General features: G+C 65.7%; 14 protein-coding genes. All 14 read left to right on the forward strand.

Translation table 11 applies throughout. The features are described 5' to 3' along the window. Window positions 1–20: 20 nt before the first annotated feature. The 14 genes from J2W14_RS09845 (at window position 21) to manD (ending at window position 18335) form a co-directional block, all read left to right on the forward strand. On the forward strand, window positions 21–869 hold the full coding sequence (locus tag J2W14_RS09845) for a sugar phosphate isomerase/epimerase family protein (RefSeq protein WP_307461772.1): 849 nt from the start codon (window positions 21–23) through the stop codon (window positions 867–869). Continuing rightward, window positions 866–1876 carry a Gfo/Idh/MocA family protein gene (locus tag J2W14_RS09850; RefSeq protein ID WP_307461775.1) on the forward strand — a complete coding sequence of 337 codons (1011 nt, stop codon included), beginning with the start codon at window positions 866–868 and terminating at the stop codon, window positions 1874–1876. The genes J2W14_RS09845 and J2W14_RS09850 overlap by 4 nt, the downstream gene beginning before the upstream one ends. A 208-nt stretch (window positions 1877–2084) precedes the next feature. Further along, window positions 2085–3611, forward strand: a complete 1527-nt coding sequence (locus tag J2W14_RS09855) for an ABC transporter substrate-binding protein (protein ID WP_307461779.1) — start codon at window positions 2085–2087, stop codon at window positions 3609–3611. Between the two features lie 6 nt (window positions 3612–3617). Beyond that, on the forward strand, window positions 3618–4559 hold the full coding sequence (locus J2W14_RS09860; protein WP_307461782.1) for an ABC transporter permease: 942 nt from the start codon (window positions 3618–3620) through the stop codon (window positions 4557–4559). After that, a complete protein-coding gene (locus J2W14_RS09865; RefSeq protein WP_307461784.1) occupies window positions 4556–6430 on the forward strand; it encodes a dipeptide/oligopeptide/nickel ABC transporter permease/ATP-binding protein in 1875 nt (624 codons plus the stop codon). The genes J2W14_RS09860 and J2W14_RS09865 overlap by 4 nt, the downstream gene beginning before the upstream one ends. After that, window positions 6427–7317 (forward strand): ATP-binding cassette domain-containing protein, encoded by an 891-nt coding sequence (locus tag J2W14_RS09870; RefSeq protein ID WP_307461787.1) that lies wholly within the window; start codon window positions 6427–6429, stop codon window positions 7315–7317. The genes J2W14_RS09865 and J2W14_RS09870 overlap by 4 nt, the downstream gene beginning before the upstream one ends. A gap of 98 nt (window positions 7318–7415) precedes the next feature. Continuing rightward, window positions 7416–8276 carry a sugar phosphate isomerase/epimerase family protein gene (locus J2W14_RS09875; protein ID WP_307461790.1) on the forward strand — a complete coding sequence of 287 codons (861 nt, stop codon included), beginning with the start codon at window positions 7416–7418 and terminating at the stop codon, window positions 8274–8276. A 16-nt stretch (window positions 8277–8292) separates the two neighbouring features. Continuing rightward, window positions 8293–9459 (forward strand): Gfo/Idh/MocA family protein, encoded by a 1167-nt coding sequence (locus J2W14_RS09880; RefSeq protein WP_307461792.1) that lies wholly within the window; start codon window positions 8293–8295, stop codon window positions 9457–9459. Between the two features lie 95 nt (window positions 9460–9554). Further along, window positions 9555–10616: a LacI family DNA-binding transcriptional regulator gene (locus J2W14_RS09885; protein ID WP_307461794.1), complete on the forward strand. Its 1062-nt coding sequence runs from the start codon at window positions 9555–9557 to the stop codon at window positions 10614–10616. An 87-nt stretch (window positions 10617–10703) separates the two neighbouring features. Continuing rightward, window positions 10704–12104 carry a glucuronate isomerase gene (gene uxaC / locus J2W14_RS09890; RefSeq protein ID WP_307461796.1) on the forward strand — a complete coding sequence of 467 codons (1401 nt, stop codon included), beginning with the start codon at window positions 10704–10706 and terminating at the stop codon, window positions 12102–12104. Then, window positions 12101–13534 (forward strand): mannitol dehydrogenase family protein, encoded by a 1434-nt coding sequence (locus J2W14_RS09895; RefSeq protein ID WP_307461799.1) that lies wholly within the window; start codon window positions 12101–12103, stop codon window positions 13532–13534. Before uxaC ends, J2W14_RS09895 begins: the two co-directional genes overlap by 4 nt. Before the next feature lie 216 nt (window positions 13535–13750). Then, window positions 13751–15574, forward strand: a complete 1824-nt coding sequence (gene uidA, locus J2W14_RS09900) for a beta-glucuronidase (protein WP_307461802.1) — start codon at window positions 13751–13753, stop codon at window positions 15572–15574. 52 nt (window positions 15575–15626) lie between these two features. Then, window positions 15627–17066 (forward strand): glucuronide transporter, encoded by a 1440-nt coding sequence (gene uidB, locus J2W14_RS09905; protein ID WP_307461806.1) that lies wholly within the window; start codon window positions 15627–15629, stop codon window positions 17064–17066. Window positions 17067–17105: 39 nt separating this feature from the next. Continuing rightward, a complete protein-coding gene (gene manD, locus J2W14_RS09910; RefSeq protein ID WP_307461809.1) occupies window positions 17106–18335 on the forward strand; it encodes a D-mannonate dehydratase ManD in 1230 nt (409 codons plus the stop codon). Window positions 18336–18357: the final 22 nt, after the last annotated feature.

Here is an 18357-nt window from a genome sequence, read left to right on the forward strand (position 1 = left end):
TCGAAATCCAGGAGATCCGCGTGAGCGAAACAACAACCGCAGTCTGGCCGCTCTCAGGCTTCGGCGACGAAATTGATCCCGATCCCGCGGTGCAGGCCGCCGTATTGCTGGCCCTCGGCGCTGGCTACATCGAGGTGCGCAGCGCGTGGGGCACCAATGTTTCCGAGCTGGAACCGAAGCAGGTTGCCGCCCTCAAGGACATCCTCGATGAGAAAGGCCTCAAGGTCTCGGCCGTGGCCAGCCCGATCGGCAAGGTGGACGTGAGCCTGCCGGTGGAGCACGAACTGGCCCGTCTCCGCCAGATCATCTCCGTGGCCAAAGGCCTCGATACCAAATACGTCCGGATCTTCTCCTTCTACCGGGCGGACGGCCGGAGCGCCGAGAACATCCGCGACGACGTCATGGTGCGCATGGGTGCGCTGGCAGCGCTCGCTGAAGAGGCCGGCGTCGTGCTTCTGCATGAAAACGAAAAGGGCATCTTCGGCGACACTCCCGAACGCGTCCTCGACATCATGACGACCGTGGATTCCCCGGCCCTGCGGGTCGCCTGGGACAACGCCAACTTCGTCCAGGTGGGCGTCAAGCCCTATACGGACGGTTACGCCATGCTGCGCCCCTACCTCGAGTACTTCCAGGTCAAGGACGCGCTGTCCACCACCGGCGAAGTGGTGCCCGCCGGCGAGGGCGACGGCGAACTGGACGCCACCATTGCCGCACTCAAGGCGGACGGCTATTCCGGCTTCGCCTCCCTGGAGCCGCACCTGGCCAGCGCCCACGAACTGGGCGGCTTCTCGGGTCCCGTCGCTTTCGGCACTGCCGCCCGCGCCTTCGCGGCGCTCGCCGCGAAAAACGGGGTTGAACTCTCGTGAGTGCAACGGCAGCGGTCATCGGCTGCGGCGACGTTTCAGCCGTGCACTTCGAGGCGGTGGCAAAGCTCGACGGTGCCGAACTGGTGGCGGTCTGCGATTCGGATCCGCAGCGGCTGGCGGCCGCGGTGGCCGTCCACGGCGTCCCCGGCTTCGCCGACCACTTGAGCCTCCTCGAGGCGGTCCGGCCGGATGTGGTGCACATCTGCACGCCGCATGACCAGCACGCCTCGGTGGCGGCGGACTGCCTGGAGCGTGGCGTGCATGTCATTGTGGAGAAGCCGCTGGCCCACACCCTGGCCGAGGGCCGGCGGCTGGTTGAAGCCGCCTCGGCCGGCAGCACAAAGATCGCCGTGTGCTTCCAGAACAGGTACAACGCGACGTCGCAGGCCATGCACGGACTGCTGCAGTCCGGCGAGCTGGGCGCGGTGGTGGGAGCATCGGCAACGGTGATGTGGCAGCGGTCCGCGCAGTACTACCTGGACCGGCCATGGCGGGGGACCTGGGCCGGCGGCGGCGGCGGGCTGATGATGAACCAGGCCATTCACACCGTGGACCTGCTCCAATGGCTGGTGGGCGACGTCGTTGCCGTCACCGGAAATGCCTCCACGCGGTTCCTGGGCGGCACCATTGAAGTGGAAGACACGGCGGAATTCGTGGCGGAACACGCGAACGGTGCACGAAGCGCGTTCTATGCCACGCTCGCCAATGCCTTCAACGCGCCGGTGACGCTCGAAGTGGTCACCGAGAAGGCGGTCCTGAGCCTGCGGGGCGACCTCACGGTGGCCCATGGGGACGGACGGGTGGACGTCGTTCCGGAGCGCCGGAGCGACTCCGGCGGCCGGTCCTATTGGGGGGTTTCGCACGAGCTGCTGATCAACGACTTCTACGCCCGGCTGGACGAGCCGGAGCCGTTCTGGATCAGCCCGGCGGAGGCTGATAAGTCGCTGCGCATCATCAAGGACGTCTACCGCCAGAGCTACCCGGAAGCGGCTGACCTAGTCTCCTGAGCGTCCACTGATACAACCGGTTGCGACTCCGTGCCGGTCCTTTGAACGTTTCATTTCCGGGCATTGAGAGACAATAATGCAACACCATTGACAATCGGTTGCCAAAACGGGCAGCACTGCGTACTGTGAGTCTCACCAGGCAGGTGTGGCCCACGCCACACCCACCTACTCCGTAAGCCCCAAGTTCCACAGATTCAAGGAGCCAACAATGAAGTTAGGTCCCAAAGCGGCAGCAACCGCCCTCACAGTCAGTGCGGCACTAGCCCTGACCGCGTGCGGCGGCGCCGCGAACTCCGGCCCGGCGGCCGGTGCGGCTGCCACCGCACTGACGATCGGCACCATCCAGGACGTACGTTCCTGGGACCCGGCCCAGGCCCACGTGGGACACGTGCTCCAGCCTTACCAGGCTGTATATGACTCGCTGATCCTGCGCGAACCGGATGGAAAGCTCAGCCCGCTGCTGGCCACCGGCTGGAAGTACAACGACACGAACACCAAGCTCACCGTGGACCTGCGCACGGACGTCACTTTCAGCGACGGCGCCAAGTTCGACGCCGAAGCCGCCAAAGCCAATATGGACCACTTCAAGAAGGCCAACGGCCCGCAGCTGGCCCAGCTCGCCGCCGTCCAGGATGTCGCCGTGGTCGACGCGGACACCATCGACATCAACCTCGCCACGCCGGACCCGGCACTGGAGTACTTTCTCAGTCAGGCCGCCGGCCTAATGGGCAGCCCCACGGCGCTGGGAACCGAGGGGATCAAGACGGAGCCGGCCGGTTCCGGCCCCTACGTTATGGACAAGGCCGGCTCCGTCAAGGATTCGCAGACCGTGTTCAATGCTCGCCAGGACTACTGGAACAAAGACCTGCAGAAGTACCAGAAGCTCACATTCAAGATCCTGGCGGACATCACCGCCCGCACTAACGCCTTGGTTTCCGGCCAGGTTGACGCCACAATCCTGGACCCCAAGACGGGCAAGCAGGCCGAGGGTGCCAAAATGAAGCTCGCCGCCAACGAGGTGGACTGGCAGGGGCTGCTGCTGATGGACCGTGACGGCACCAAGAACGCTCCGCTGAAGGACGTCAAGGTCCGCCAAGCCATCAACTACGCGTTCGACCGCAAGACCATCCTTGACCAAGTCATGCTGGGCCAGGGCACCCCCACGTCCCAGCCGTTCGGCAAGGAAAGCGGAGCCTGGACCGAAGGGCTGGAGAATCACTACAGCTACGATCCGGCCAAGGCCAAACAGCTCCTCAAGGAAGCCGGCTACGAAAACGGCGTCACCCTGGAAATCCCGGGCATCCCGAACTTCGAAACCCAGATCTCCGTAGTGAAGCAGCAGCTGGCGGACGTGGGCATCACCCTCAACGTCGGTGCCGCGCTGACCAACACCTTCACATCCGACGTCGCAGCACAGAAGTACACCACCATGTACTTCTCCCTTTTCCAGGGCGAGCCGACGGTCGCCATCAACCAGATCATCTCCACCAAGGCGCTCTACAACCCGTTCAAGAACGCCGATCCGGAGCTGGACGCAAAGATTGAGGCCGTACGCACCGGCGGCGCCGATGCCGGCAAGCTGGCCCAGGACGTGAACAAGTACGTCGTTGACCAGGCATGGTTTGCCCCGCTGTTCCGCGTCAACCAGATGTACTACCACAACTCCAAGGTGGACGTGGTGCCGCAGATCCAGCAGGCCGTTCCTTCCATCTACAACTACTCACCGGCCAAGTAGGGCACCATGATCAGGTTCATTGCGAAAAGGCTGGGCAGCGGGCTGGCGGTGCTGTTTGTTGTCTCGGCGATCACCTTCTTCCTGCTGTATATGTCCAGCGGAAGCATCGCCCGGAACATCCTGGGCGATCAGGCCACGGCTGAGCAGGTGGCGCTGAAAGAAGCGGAACTGGGGCTGGACCAGCCCCTAGTGGCCCGCTACTTCTCTTGGGTGTTCGATGCCCTGGGCGGAAACCTGGGTGCTTCGTGGTTCACCTCGGAGCCGGTGGCCAATTCCCTAGCCAGCCGGATTCCGGTCACCATGACCATGGTTTTCGCTGCAATGATCCTGATCGCAATTTGTGCCACGCTCATCGGCGTTACTGCCGCGGTGAAGCGCGGCTGGGTGGACAGGGTGGTCCAGGTTGGCGCCATCATCGGTGACTCCATTCCGGGGTTCGTGATCGGCGTTATCCTGGTCACCGTCCTGGCCATCCAGCTGGGCCTCTTCCCGGCCACCAGCACCATTTCCCCGGAATCCGGTCCCGACGCGTGGGTCTATTCCATGTCCCTTCCGGTGATCGCCTTGCTGGTCAACGGCGTCACCGGTGGGGCGCAGCAAATCCGCAGCGCCGTCATCAAACAGCTCGAGCGGGATTATGTCCGCACCCTTCGCAGCCGCGGCATCGGCGAGCGCGAGATCCTGTTCAAACATGTACTGCGCAGTGCTGCTCCGGCCGGTCTGACCGTTCTGAGCCTGCAGCTAATCGGCATGCTTGGCGGCGTGGTGATCATCGAGCAGATCTTTGCCCTCCCGGGCATGGGTCCACTGGCGGTCACTGCCACCGGCCAGTCGGATCTTCCCGTGGTGATGGGCGTCGTGATGTACACGGTGGGCGTCGTCATCGTGGTGAACCTGCTGGTGGACGTTCTTAACGGCTGGCTCAACCCGAAGGTACGTGTGTCATGAGCGATTCAGTAGAAACTGCGGCAGTGGCCGCGCCGGCCCCCGGTACCTCCACTCAACCCGCCCCGACTCACACAGGGCAGAGCGGTACGGTGGTCCGTTCCACCGTCCTCCGGCGCCTGTTCAAGAACCCCCTTGGCATCGTTGCCATGGCGATCCTGCTGGTGATCTCGCTCCTGGCCGTCCTGGCTCCGGTCCTGGCGCCCTTCGAGGAGAACTACTCGAACATCGCCAAGACGCTGGCCGCTCCGGACTCCGTGAACATCCTCGGAACGGACAGCGCCGGGCGCGACGTCTGGAGCCGGCTGCTGTTCGGTGCGCAGCTGACCCTTCTGTCCGCTTTGCTCTGCGCGGGCGTTGCCATCGCCATCGGCCTGCCCGCCGGCCTGATCGCTGGCTACTACGCCGGAAAGTTCGAAGCGGTCTCCAACTGGGTGGTCAGCATCCTGATGAGCCTTCCCGGCCTGATCGTGCTCCTGACCATCCGGGCGGCGTTCGGCCCGTCGGTATGGATTTCCATGATCGCCTTCGGCATCCTGATCAGCCCGTCCTACTTCCGGCTGACCCGCACGGCCGTGCAGTCGGTGCGCAACGAGCTGTACGTTGACGCCGCCCGGGTGTCCGGGCTGTCCGACTGGAGCATCATCGCGCGCCACATCTTCTCCGTGGTCCGCGCCCCCATCATTATCCAGACCGCGGCCATTGCCGGCGTGGCCATCGCCATCCAGTCCGGGCTCGAGTTCCTCGGCCTGGGCGACCCCAGCAAGGCAACCTGGGGTGTGATGCTCTCCGAGGGCTTCAAGAACGTCTACCTGACCCCCACGCTGCTCTTCTGGCCCGCGCTTGCCATGGCGCTGACCATCGGCGGCCTGGTCCTGCTGGGCAACGCTATCCGTGACGCCCTGGAAGACGGCGAGAAGATCAAACACCGCAAGAAAAAGGCCACGCTGGAAGGTTCGACGGCGGCGCCCGCCGCCGCGCGCCCGTCCCGTAAGTCTGTTGCCGCCGTCGACGCCGGCACCGAGCACCACCTCGTGAAGGTGACCAATCTCGGCGTCGGCTATCCGCAGGCCGACGGCTCCATCAAGAAAGTGGTGGACGACGTCTCCTTCCACGTGGACCGCGGCGAGATCCTGGGCATCGTGGGAGAATCCGGGTCGGGCAAGTCCCAAACCGCCTTCTCCATCCTGGGACTGCTTCCGGACAACGCGCGCATCGTTGCCGGCTCCATCCAGTTCGATGGCAACTACACCGTGGCCCCCGGCGAGGAACTCGTCAGCCAGGCGCGGCTGTCCAAGCTGCGCGGCAGGCGGATCTCCTACATTCCGCAGGAACCCATGAGCAACCTGGACCCGGCCTTCACCATCGGCTACCAGTTGGTCACCCCCATGGTGCGGGTCCTCGGCATCGCCAAGGAGGAAGCCCGCAAGCGGGCCCTGAAACTCCTGACCGACGTCGGGATTACCAACCCGGAGCGGACCTTTAACGCCTACCCCCACGAGGTCTCCGGCGGCATGGCGCAGCGCGTGCTGATCGCCGGTGCCATCAGCTGCGAACCTGACCTGGTCATCGCGGACGAGCCCACCACGGCTCTGGACGTCACGGTGCAGGCGGACGTGCTGGACCTCCTGCGCGAACTCCAGCAGCGCCTGAACATCGGCGTGATCCTGGTGACCCACAACTTCGGGGTGGTGGCGGACCTCTGCGACCGGGTGGCCGTGATGCAGAACGGCCGGCTCGTGGAGGAAGGATCCGTCCGCGACATTCTCCGGAACCCCAAAGAGCCGTACACCCGGACCCTCCTGGCGTCCATGCTTGAAGGCAAAACCCCTATGTCCATGCTTGTATCCAGGCAGAAGGAGCCGGTCGCATGAGCACCACGGAGAACGACCCGGTCCCGGCAGCCCCGCTCCTGTCTGTGGACCACCTGGTGGTGGAATACCCCAGCAAGAAGTTCAGGGCCAAGCCGTTCCGGGCGCTGACGGACATCAATATCACTATCGGCCGGGGAGAAACCCTCGGCCTGGTGGGGGAGTCCGGCTCCGGCAAGACCACCCTGGGCCGGGCGGTCCTGGGCCTGGCCCCGGTGACCGGCGGAAAAATCATCTTCGAGGGCAAGGACATCAGCCACGCCACTCGCAGGCAGCGGCGCACCCTGAGCCGGGACCTGCAGGTGGTCTTCCAGGATCCGTACACCTCGCTGAATCCGGCACTGGAGATCGGCGCCATCCTCGCCGAACCCCTCGGCGTGCAGGGCATGGAACAGACGGCGGCGAAGAAACGGGTCAAGGAACTGCTGGACCAGGTGGGGCTCCCGTCGGACGCCATCCACCGCCTGCCCCGGGAGTTCAGCGGCGGCCAGCGCCAGCGCGTGGCAATCGCCCGGGCGCTCGCCCTCTCGCCGAAGCTGATCGTCTGCGACGAACCCGTCAGTGCACTCGACCTGTCCACCCAGGCGCGTGTCCTTGACCTGTTCCTGCAGATCCAGAAGGACACCGGCGTTTCGTACCTCTTCGTCTCCCACGACCTGGATGTCGTGCGGCACATCAGCCACCGGGTGGCTGTGATGTACCACGGCGAGATTGTGGAGCAGGGGCCGGCCGACGTCGTCACCCGGGACCCGGAGCACCCCTATACCCAGCGTCTCCTGCTGGCGTCCCCGGTACCTGATCCGGACCGGCAGGAACAGCGCCGGGCGGATCGCCATCGGCTGCTGGAAATCCAGCGGCATCAGAAAGAACAGGCCGGTGCAGTCGCCTAACACCCGGCAAGCACAACACCCGGCAGGCACAGCACCCGGCCAGCACAGCAAAACGGCAAAGCGGCCCTTGCGGGTCCGGAACACAACGGAGGAACACAGTGGCCAAAATTGGCGTACAGGCGATGATGCTGAAAGGCAGCTTCGCCGAACTCGGAGCATTTGAAACGCTTCGCAAGGTCAGCGCGATCGGTTACAACGCCGTCGAGATCTCCCAGATCCCGATGACACCGGAGAACGTGGCGGAACTGGACCGCTCCCGCAGTGAGCTGGGCATGGACATCGCGGCGTTGTCGGTCGCGGTGGAAGCCCCCAAAGGAATGCCCGTTGATTCCCTCAAGGACGATTTCGACAAGATCGTGGACAACGTCAAACGCCTCGACTCAACGCTCCTGCGGATCGGCATGTTGCCCTTTCCGGCCATGAAGTCGATTCATGCCGTGATGGACTTTGCCAAGCAGGCCAACGAGTACGCCGAGCGGCTGCAGGAGCAGGGAATCAGCCTCTACTACCACAACCACCACATCGAGTTTGCGAAGTTCGACGGCAAGTACATGCTGGACATCATCGCCGAGAACTCCCCGGCCATGGGTATGGAGATCGACGTCCACTGGGTGCAGCGCGGCGGCCTGGACCCGGTCCGGACGCTGGAGAGGTACGCCGGCCGCACGGCCATGGTGCACCTGAAGGACTACCGCATCGGCCAGATGCCGGAGGCGGCGTTCGGCATGTTGCAGACCGGCGATTTCCCGGGCTTCATGGCGGAGTTCAGGAACGTGGTCCAGTTCGCCGAAGTGGGCGAAGGCAACCTGGACTTCCCCGCCATCATCCCGGCCGCAGAGGCCGCCGGAGCCCAGTACATGCTGGTGGAGCAGGACGAACTTTACGGCCGCACCGTGTGGGACGCGCTTCAGACGTCCTACGACAACCTGACGGCCATGGGCCACTCGAACCTTTTCTAGACAGGAGCATCACCATATGAGCAAGAAAGTACGCCTCGGCATCATCGGCCTGGGCCAGCAGGGCGGCGCCTACGCCAGGTTCATCAGGGACGGCATGGTCCCCAACATAGAAGTCGGCGCCATCTGCGACACCGACCCCGCGAAGAAGGAACTGGCCGCGTCGCAGTACCCGGACGCACCCTTCTACGACGACTACATCACGATGTTGGAAAGCGGCGACGTCGACGCCGTCGTCACGTGCGTACCGCACTTCCTGCACCCGGAAATGGGCATCGAGACGCTCAAGCGGAACGTGCACGCCCTCGTGGAGAAGCCCGCCGGCGTGTACACCAAGCAGGTCAAGGAGCTCAACGAGTTTGCTGCGAGCAAGCCCGATCTGTCCTTCGCCATCATGTTCAACCAGCGCAACAACCCGCTGTACCGGAAGCTCAAGGAGATCGTCGACAACGGCGAAATCGGTGCCATCCGCCGCAGCAACTGGATCATCACCAACTGGTGGCGCCCGCAGGGCTACTACAACTCCAGCGAATGGCGCGCCACGTGGGGCGGCGAAGGCGGCGGAGTCCTGGTCAACCAGGCACCGCACCAGCTGGACCTGTGGCAGTGGATCTGCGGTGTGCCCAAGTCCGTCTACTCCAAGGTTGCCTACGGCTTCCGCCGCGACATCGCCGTGGAGGACGAGGTCACGGCGGTGGTGGATTACGGCAACGGCGCCACCGGCGTCTTCGTCACGGCCACGCACGACCTCACCGGCACGGACCGCTTCGAGATCCTGGGCGACCAGGGCAAGATCGTCGTCGAAGACTCCAAGACCGCCACCGTGACCCGCCTGAAGAAGCCCGAGCGCGAACTCAGCGACGCCATGGATATGGACGATGTCCGCAAGCTCTTTATGGGCGAGCTGAACCCCGAGCAGTACTACACCACCGAGGTCATCGAGTTCGAGTCCGTCTGGGGCGCCCAGCACGCCGGCGTCCTGGAGAACTTCGCGGCGAACATCCTGGACGGCACCCCGCTGCTGGCGCCGGGCTCGGACGGCATCAACGGTGTCCGCCTGGCCAACGCCATCCACCTTTCCAGCTGGACCGGAAGGGAAGTGGGACTGGACTTTGACGAGGACGAGTTCCTCGCCGAGCTCAACAAGCGCATCGCGGACGAAGGCAAGTTCCCCGAGCGCTCCTAGTCCAGCCCAACTGAGTCGCAGCTGCGGCCGTTCTGAGCGCTCAAAACGGCCACAGCTGCGAGCTAGTTAGGTTGTTTCGTCGTTAGGATGGGGCGGTGACTGAACCCAAGACGCCGGACGCTGACGCCACCAAGGCTCCGGCCAAGAAGCACGCCCGCGACGGAAAATCCAGCGCCACCATCTACGACATCGCCAAGGTAGCCGGCGTCAACCCGTCCACGGTTTCCCGGGCGCTCAGCAAACCCGGCCGGGTGAGCGCCAAGACGCAGAAACTCATCGAGGATGCCGCCGCCGAGCTCAACTACCAGGTCAACCCCTTCGCCCGTGCGTTGCCGACCGGCCGGACCAACACCTTCGGGCTGATCGTCGCGGACATCACCAACCCCACGTTCTTCGACATCATCCGGGGGGCGGAGACCACCGCGACAGCCCGGGACTACACCCTGGTGCTCGCCGAGTCGGCGGAATCCGCGATCACTGAGCTGACGGCCGCCCGGCGGATGATGGCCACCGTGGACGGCCTCATCCTGGCCAGCCCGCGCATGGACGACGACGACATCCGGGCCCTCGCCCGCGACAAGCCCGTGGTGGTCATCAACCGCGAGGTCGACGGCGTGCCGTGCGTGGTCCCCGACGTGAACAAGGGCATCAGCGAGGCGGTCCGCAGCCTGGCCGCCAACGGCCACCACAAAGTTGCCTTTGTGGCCGGACCGCCGCAGTCCTGGATGTCCGCCCGCCGCTGGGAGGGTGTGCAGGCGGCCTGCGAGTGGTCCCGGCTGGACGCCGTGCGGCTCGAATCCGGCAAACCCACGGTCGACGGCGGCCGACAGGTGGCGCGCGACGTCCGGGCCAGCGGCGCCACGGCCGTGCTGACCTACAACGACCTCCTGGCCATCGGCCTGATGCAGGAACTTCAGGCCGCCGGGGTGGTGGTCCCGGACCAGATCAGCATCGTGGGCTTCGACGATATTTTCGGGGCGGATTTCACCACGCCGCCGCTGACCACCGTGCGTTCGCCTCTCGGCGAGTGCGGCTCGGGTGCTGCCGCGTTGCTGCTGGATCTCCTGCACGGCACGGGGGAGCCGGCCGGGACCGTGCGCGTCGAAACAGAACTCGTGCTGCGGGGTTCCAGCGGACGGTTGCTGCCCGCGGGCTAGCGTTGCCGGGAGGGCGAACCGCGCAACTGAATGGCAATTTATGGCAACCGGTTGACAAGAACCTGCGGCAGGCCGGACCATTGAGCTATGTCACAGTCGATTGCCGCCAACCCTGACCGGCTCCTGCCCGCGGATCCCGGAACGCGCAGCATTGCGCGCGAACTCCTCGGCCGGGTCCAGGACCTCCCCATCATTTCTCCGCACGGGCACGTTGACGCCGCCGTCATCGAGCACAACACCCCCTTCCCGGACCCGGCAGCGCTGCTGGTCAGCCCGGACCACTACGTCACCCGGCTGATCCACGCCAGCGGCGTCCCGCTGGACCGGCTGCGGGATACCTCGGAACCGGACTCCCGCACCGTCTGGCGCGAGTTCTGCCGGGCCTGGCCCTTGTTCGAGGGCACCGCCTCCGGATACTGGCTCCGCACCCAGTTCGAAAACGTCTTCGGCCTCGAGCAGGAGATCAGCGCCGAGGCCGCAGACGCCAGTTACGATGCCATTTCCGCCAAGCTGCTGGAGCCCGGCTTCCGTCCCCGGCAGCTCTTCAAGGACTTCAATATCGAGGTCCTGGCCACCACGGACGACCCCCTGGACAGCCTGGCCAGCCACAAGTCAATCGCCCAGGACCCCACGTTCCACGGTCGCGTCCTGCCCACGTTCCGCCCGGATGCCTACCTCAACATCGCGCACTCCACGTGGTCCGCAAACGTTGACCGGCTCATCGCGGCAGCGGGCGACGGCGCCACCGGCTATGCCGGCTACCTCACCGCGCTGGAAAACCGGCGTCGTTATTTCGTGGACCACGGCGCAGTCTCCGCCGACCACGGCGTCCGCACGCCCGCAACGCTCAAGCTCGACGCCGCCGACGCAGCGAAGCTGTTTGACCGTGCGCGCTCCGGCCAGGCGACGGCGCAGGACCGCGACGACTTCGAAGCCCACATGATGTACCAGATGGCGCGGATGTCCGTGGAGGACGGCCTCGTGATGACCATCCACCCGGGGTCCTACCGCAACCACCACGGCCCCACGTTCGAAAAGTTCGGCACGGACACCGGCCACGACATCCCGTTCGCCGTGAACTACACCGAGGCCATCCGCCCGCTGCTGCAGGACTTCGGCACCGCCAAGGACTTCCACCTGGTGCTGTTCACCCTGGACGAGACGGTCTTTTCCCGCGAACTCGCGCCGCTGGCCGGCTTCTACCCGTCCGTCTACATTGGCGCCCCGTGGTGGTTCCTTGATGCTCCGGATGCCATGCTGCGCTTCCGCTCGGCCGTCACTGAAACAGCCGGCTTCTCCCGGTCCTCAGGCTTCATCGACGACACCCGGGCCTTCTGCTCCATCCCGGCACGGCACGACGCCTCCCGCCGGATCGAGGCCTCCTTCCTGGCCCGCCTCGTGGCGGAGCACCGGGTCAGCGAGGACCGCGCCCACGAACTCATCGTCGACCTCGTCGACGCCTCACCCCGAAGGGTCTTCAAACTGTGAGCATCGACCTGCAACCCGAAGCGGAACCCGCTGTGGAACTTCCCCGGCTGAACCGCCGCCTGCTGCCGGCGACCAAGTCTCCCGTGCGCATCGTGCACCTGGGGCTGGGCGCGTTCCACCGCTCGCACCAGGCCTGGTACACCCACCAGGCGGGCGACGCCGCGGACTGGGGCATCGCTGCCTTCACCGGCCGCCGCCCCGACGCGGCCCTGGCCCTGGCCGAACAGGACGGGCTCTTCACCGTGGTGGAACGTGCCGACGCCGGCGATTCCTTCACCGTGGTCAGCAGCATCGTGGAGGCAGCGGACGGCGCTGACGTGCAGCGGCTGGCGGAACTGCTCGCGGCTCCTGCCACCACCGTCGTCACCCTGACCATCACCGAAGCCGCCTACCGGCTCGGCCCCGACGGACAGCTTGACCGCACCGCGTCCGACGTCGTTGCCGACCTTGCGCTGCTGGCTTCCGGAAGCGGACATCCGACGACGCCGCTGGGCCGGCTGGTGCTGGCCCTCGCCGCCCGCCGGGCTGCCGAAGCGGGACCGCTGGCCGTGGTCTGCTGCGACAACCTCTCCAGCAACGGGACCGTGGCACATAACGCCGTGGTGGGTATGGCCGGCGCCTGGGACGAAGGCCTCGCCGACTGGATTGACGCAAACGTCAGCTTTGTCAGCACCTCCGTGGACCGCATCACGCCGCGTACCACGGAAGAGGACGTTGCGCTGGTGGAGGCTGCGTGCGGCTACCGGGACAATTCCCCCGTGGTGGCCGAACCCTTCTCTAACTGGGTGCTCAGTGGGGACTTTCCCGCGGGGCGCCCGCGCTGGGAAGACGCCGGCGCCGTGTTCGTCGCGGACATCGAGCCCTACGAAAACCGCAAACTCTGGCTGCTCAACGGCGCGCACTCGCTGCTCGCGTACGCAGGGCAGCTCCGCGGCCACACTACCGTGGCCCAGGCGCTGGCGGACCCGCTGTGCCTGCAGGCGGTTGAAGGGTTCTGGGACGAGGCCGAGGCGAACCTTGCCGGCGGTGGGACGGCGGGCGCCGACCTGCAGATCCCGGCCTACCGGGCCGCCCTGCTTGCACGCTTCAGCAACGCCCGGATCGCCCACCACCTCGCGCAGATAGCCATGGACGGCAGCACCAAGTTGCGGATGCGCGCAGTTCCGGTGCTGGAGGCTGAACGTGCCGCCGGCCGCACCGGTGCCGCTGCCGCGCTGATGATTGCGTCGTGGATGGACTACAGCTCTGCCGCCGTCGCGTTCCAGGATCCGCTGGCCGATGAGGTGGCCGCCGCCAACCTCATCAGCGGCGCCGAACGGATCCGTGCCTTGCTGGCCCTGGTGGACCCGGTCCTCGCCGCGGACGCGGCGGTTGTGGACCTGATTGAAGACTTGTGCGGAACGTTCGGGGAGCGGGCTGTCTCCCTTTAGCGTCGTCCGCGCACGCGCTGCTGCCCGGCTCCCGGATCGCGGGGGCCGGGCAGCAGTGTTTTTAATGAACTTTCAACAAAAATGTATGGCAACCGCTTGCCATTTGATTGCCACGTGACTAGAATTACATTCAGACGAAGGCGCTCCGGGACGACAACCCGGCCGCCGCCCAGACCCGCAGGCGCACCCCCGCAACGACGCGTAAGGACTCCCCAGATGCTCAAGCCCCAGGCAAATGAAACCCGTGAGCTCGTCAACCTTGACGGGCTGTACCGGTTCAAGGTGGACTTCGACCGGTCCGGCCACCGGGACGAATGGTTCAAGGCGACGCTCGACTCGCCGCTGGAAATGGGCGTCCCCGCCAGCTACAACGACGTCTTCCCGGACAAAGCCATCCGGGACCACGTCGGCTACGTCTGGTACCAGCGCGACGTGCGGGTGCCCCGCGGCTGGGCAGGGGAGCGGATCCACCTGCGCCTCGACTCCGCCACGCACGAGGGGATGGTGTGGGTGGACGATGTTCTGGTCGCCCAGCACGCCGGCGGCTACATGCCGTTCAGTGCCGACATCACGGACCACGTAACCCCCGGCCAGGCCTTCCGCCTCACCGTCTCGGTGAACAACGAGCTCACCCAGGCCACGATCCCGCCGGGCAGCATCACCGTTACCGAGGACGGCCGCCGCCAGCAGAGCTACCTGCACGATTTCTACAACTACGCCGGGCTGCACCGCAGCCTGTGGCTGTTCAGCACCCCCGCGGTGACCGTGGACGACATCACGGTCGTCACCGGCTTCGACGGGCCCACGGGCAGCGTCAGCTACTCGGTAGCCACGGCCGGCGGGACGGGCAGTGAAACGGTGACCGTTTCGCTCAGGGACGCCGACGGCGTCGAGGTGGCCCGCGCCGACACCGCCCGGGGCACGCTGTCGGTCGCCGACGTCGTGCTCTGGAAGCCCGGCGCCGCGTACCTCTACAGCCTGACGGCCGAGATCCGCGACGGCGGCACGCTGCTGGACAGCTACACGCTGCCGGTCGGCGTCCGGACGGTCGAAGTCAGCGGCAAGGAATTCCTCATCAACGGGGAGCCGTTCTACTTCACCGGCTTCGGCATGCACGAGGACCACGTCACCGTCGGCAAGGGCCACAGCAACGCCCAGATGGTCAACGACTTCCAGCTCCTGGACTGGGTGGGCGCCAACTCGTTCCGGACCTCGCACTACCCCTACGCCGAAGAGGTCATGGAGTTCGCGGACCGCCACGGGATCGTCGTGATCGACGAAACCGCCGCCGTCGGGCTGCACCTGGGCTTCGGCGCCGTCTTCGGCGGCATTGCCAAGAAGACCTACGAGGACGGCGGGGTGGACGCCAACACCGCCGCCAGCCACCGCCAGGCCATCACCGAGCTCGTGGCCCGGGACAAGAACCACCCGTCGGTGGTGATCTGGTCCATCGCCAATGAACCCAACGGTTCCGAGGAAGGCGCCCGCGAGTACTTCCAGCCGCTGGTGGAACTCACCCGCGAGCTGGACCCCACCCGTCCAGTGGGCTACGTCAACGTCATGTTCGACACCCCGGACAAGGAACTGCTCGGCGACCTCTTCGACGTCATCATGCTCAACCGCTACTACGGCTGGTACCTGAACAACGGGGACCTCGAAACCGCCGAACAGGTCCTGGAAAAGGAACTCCGGGAATGGGAAGCCAAGTACGGCAAGCCCATGATCATGACCGAATACGGGCCGGACACCATGCCCGGGTTCCACTCCATCTATGAACAGCCCTGGAGCGAGGAATACCAGGCCGCCTTCCTGGCCATGTACCACCGCGTCTTTGACCGCGTGGACGCCATGGTGGGCGAGCAGGTCTGGAACTTCGCCGACTTCCAGACGTCCAACGGCATTATGCGCGTGGACGGCAACAAGAAGGGCGTCTTCACCCGCGACCGCCGGCCCAAGCCCGCCGCGTTCGCCCTCCGGCAGCGGTGGACCGCGCTGGCCGGCACGAAGAACGGCAGCACGAAGAGCATCACCACCCCCTAGTTTTCACGATTTTGCCGGCCCCAGGGGCGGCCCCGGGTAAAGGAGCCCACACATGAAGAAGCCCAAGAAACTCAGCAAGTTAAGCATCATCGGCTATGGCGCCGGCGACGCTGCCAACAACCTCGCCTTCACCACCGCCACCATGTTCCTGCTGGTGTACTACACGGACGTGGCCGGGATTTCGGCAGCCGCGGCCGGCACCCTGCTGCTCACGGTCAGGATCTTCGACGCCTTCGCCGATGTCTTCGCCGGCCGGGTAGTGGACCGGACGTTCAGTAAGCGCTTCGGCAAGTTCCGCCCGTTCATCATGTTCGGATCCATCCCGCTGCTCCTGCTGAGCGTGGCAACGTTCTCCATCCCGGAGCTCGGTGAGTCAGGCACGCTCCTGTACGCCTACGTCACGTATGCCGCCCTCGGCCTGGCCTACAGCCTCGTCAACATCCCCTACGGTTCCCTGGCCGGCGCCATGACGCAGGATCCGGGGGAGCGGGCAAAGCTGGGCTCCGCCCGCATGATCGGTGCGCTGCTGGTGGGCTCCGCCCTCGGCATCTTCGTGGCACCGCTCATCAAGCCGGGGGCCGACCTCCAGGAAACCTTCACCACCATCACCGTGGCGTTCGTGGTGGTCGGCGCCGCCCTCTACTTCTTCACCGTCCTGACCGCCAAGGAACGGGTCCACCGCGCGGTCCCGAACGTTACCTTCAAACAGAGCATGGACACGCTCAAGGGCAACAAGCCGCTCCTGATGCTCTGCCTGAGCTCCTTCTTCTTCCTCTCCGGCTACCTCGCCCTGACCTCGGTCCAGCTGTACTACCTGCGCGACGTCCTGGGACGGCTGGACCTGTACCCGGTCCTGTCCATCATCCAGCTGGTCCTCACCTTCGTGCTGGCCGGGTTCATGCCCAGGCTGGTCCGGAATTTCGGCAAGAAGCGGGTCTACATCTACTCCTCACTGCTGACGGTCATCGGCGGCATCACGGTCTTCCTCGCCCCGGCCAGCCAGGTCTGGATCGGGTTCACGGGCCTGGTCGTGAGCCTGCTGGGCGTCCTCGCCGTCAACATCGTGGTGTGGGCACTGGAGGCCGACACTGTGGAATACGGCGAATGGAGGACCGGTGTCCGCACGGAAGGCATCACCTACGCGCTCTTCTCCTTTACCCGCAAAACCGGCCAGGCCGTGGGCGGAGCACTCGCCGCATACGCCCTGGCGCTGGGCGGCTACAAGTCCGGCGCCGTCCAGACCGCAGAAGCCGTGTTCGGAATCCAGGTCGCCGCCGGTGCCATCCCGGCCGTGCTGACCATCGTCGCCGTGGCCGTGATGTCCAAATACAAGCTCACGGACGCCCGGCATGCGGAGATCCTCGCGGAGATCCGGTCCCGCCGCGACAGCGGCGCCGACGACGCTGCCGGGGGCACGTCCGACGACGCTGCCAGCAGCAGCCCGGACGGCCCCGCCAGCGACACGAAACCCCTCGCGTCCACCACCAACTAAGCCCCTGACCCAGCCACGACTGAAGGAACAGTTAAGACCATGAAAATCATTGCTGCGGAAGTCTTTGTGACCAGTCCGTCCCGTAACTTCGTGACCCTGCGGATCACCACCGAGGACGGGGTGACCGGGATCGGGGACGCGACGCTGAACGGGCGTGAGCTTGCGGTGGCGGCGTATTTGAAGGAACACGTTGCGCAGCTGCTGATCGGGAAGGATCCGCACCGGATCGAGGACACGTGGCAGTTCCTGTACCGGTCCTCGTACTGGCGCCGGGGTCCGGTGACGATGGCCGCGATCGCGGCGGTGGATATGGCGTTGTGGGACATCAAGGGCAAGATGGCCGGGATGCCGGTCTACCAGCTCCTCGGCGGGGCGTCGCGGAACGGGCTGCGGGCCTACGGCCATGCCTCGGGCGCGGACCTTCCCTCGCTGTTTGATTCGGTCCGGGAGCACCTGGAACTGGGCTACAAGTCGGTGCGGATCCAGACCGCGGTGCCCGGGATCAAGGCCGTGTACGGGGTCGCGGCGCAGGCCCAGGCCTCCGGGGAGCGCTACGACTACGAGCCCGCGGGCCGCGGGGCGTTCCCGGCGGAGGAGGACTGGGACACCCGGGCGTACCTGCGGCACCTGCCTTCGGTGTTTGAGGCGGTGCGGAACGAGTTCGGCCCGGAGCTGCCGCTGCTCCATGACGGGCACCACCGGATGACCCCGATCCAGGCCGCGAAGCTGGGCAAGGCGCTGGAACCCTACGACCTGTTCTGGCTCGAGGACTGCACCCCGGCGGAGAACCAGGAGGCGCTGCGTCTGGTCCGCCAGCACACCACCACGCCGCTGGCGATCGGGGAGATCTTCAACACCGTCTATGACTTCCAGGCCCTGATCAAGGAACAGCTGATCGACTATGTCCGGGCCGCGTCGACGCACTTCGGCGGGATCTCGCCGCTGAAGAAGGTGATGGACTACGCCGCGCAGTACCAGATCAAGTCCGGCTTCCACGGACCGACGGACATTTCCCCGGTCGGGTTCGCCGCGCAGCTGCACGTGGGCCTGGCGATCCACAACTACGGCATCCAGGAATACATGCCGCACTCGGACGCGACGAACACGGTGTTCGAGCAGTCCATGACGTTCGTCGACGGCTACCTGCACCCGGGCGAGGCGCCCGGCATCGGGGTGGAATTCAACGAGGAAGCCGCCAACAGCTACCCCTACCAGCAGGCCTACCTGCCCTACAACCGCCTCGTCGACGGAACGGTCCACGACTGGTGACGCGCCCTACAACCGGCCCCGC

The sequence above is a fragment of the Pseudarthrobacter oxydans genome (genome assembly GCF_030812335.1).
In the GTDB taxonomy this organism is placed as follows: Bacteria; Actinomycetota; Actinomycetes; order Actinomycetales; family Micrococcaceae; genus Arthrobacter; species Arthrobacter oxydans_B.

Coding starts and splice junctions, on each gene's coding strand:
- J2W14_RS09855 (WP_307461779.1), top strand. CDS start 2,085: ATGAAGTTAGGTCCCAAAGCGGCAGCAACCGCCCTCACAGTCAGTGCG.
- J2W14_RS09860 (WP_307461782.1), top strand. CDS start 3,618: ATGATCAGGTTCATTGCGAAAAGGCTGGGCAGCGGGCTGGCGGTGCTG.
- J2W14_RS09865 (WP_307461784.1), top strand. CDS start 4,556: ATGAGCGATTCAGTAGAAACTGCGGCAGTGGCCGCGCCGGCCCCCGGT.
- J2W14_RS09870 (WP_307461787.1), top strand. CDS start 6,427: ATGAGCACCACGGAGAACGACCCGGTCCCGGCAGCCCCGCTCCTGTCT.
- J2W14_RS09880 (WP_307461792.1), top strand. CDS start 8,293: ATGAGCAAGAAAGTACGCCTCGGCATCATCGGCCTGGGCCAGCAGGGC.
- uxaC (WP_307461796.1), top strand. CDS start 10,704: ATGTCACAGTCGATTGCCGCCAACCCTGACCGGCTCCTGCCCGCGGAT.
- uidA (WP_307461802.1), top strand. CDS start 13,751: ATGCTCAAGCCCCAGGCAAATGAAACCCGTGAGCTCGTCAACCTTGAC.
- uidB (WP_307461806.1), top strand. CDS start 15,627: ATGAAGAAGCCCAAGAAACTCAGCAAGTTAAGCATCATCGGCTATGGC.
- manD (WP_307461809.1), top strand. CDS start 17,106: ATGAAAATCATTGCTGCGGAAGTCTTTGTGACCAGTCCGTCCCGTAAC.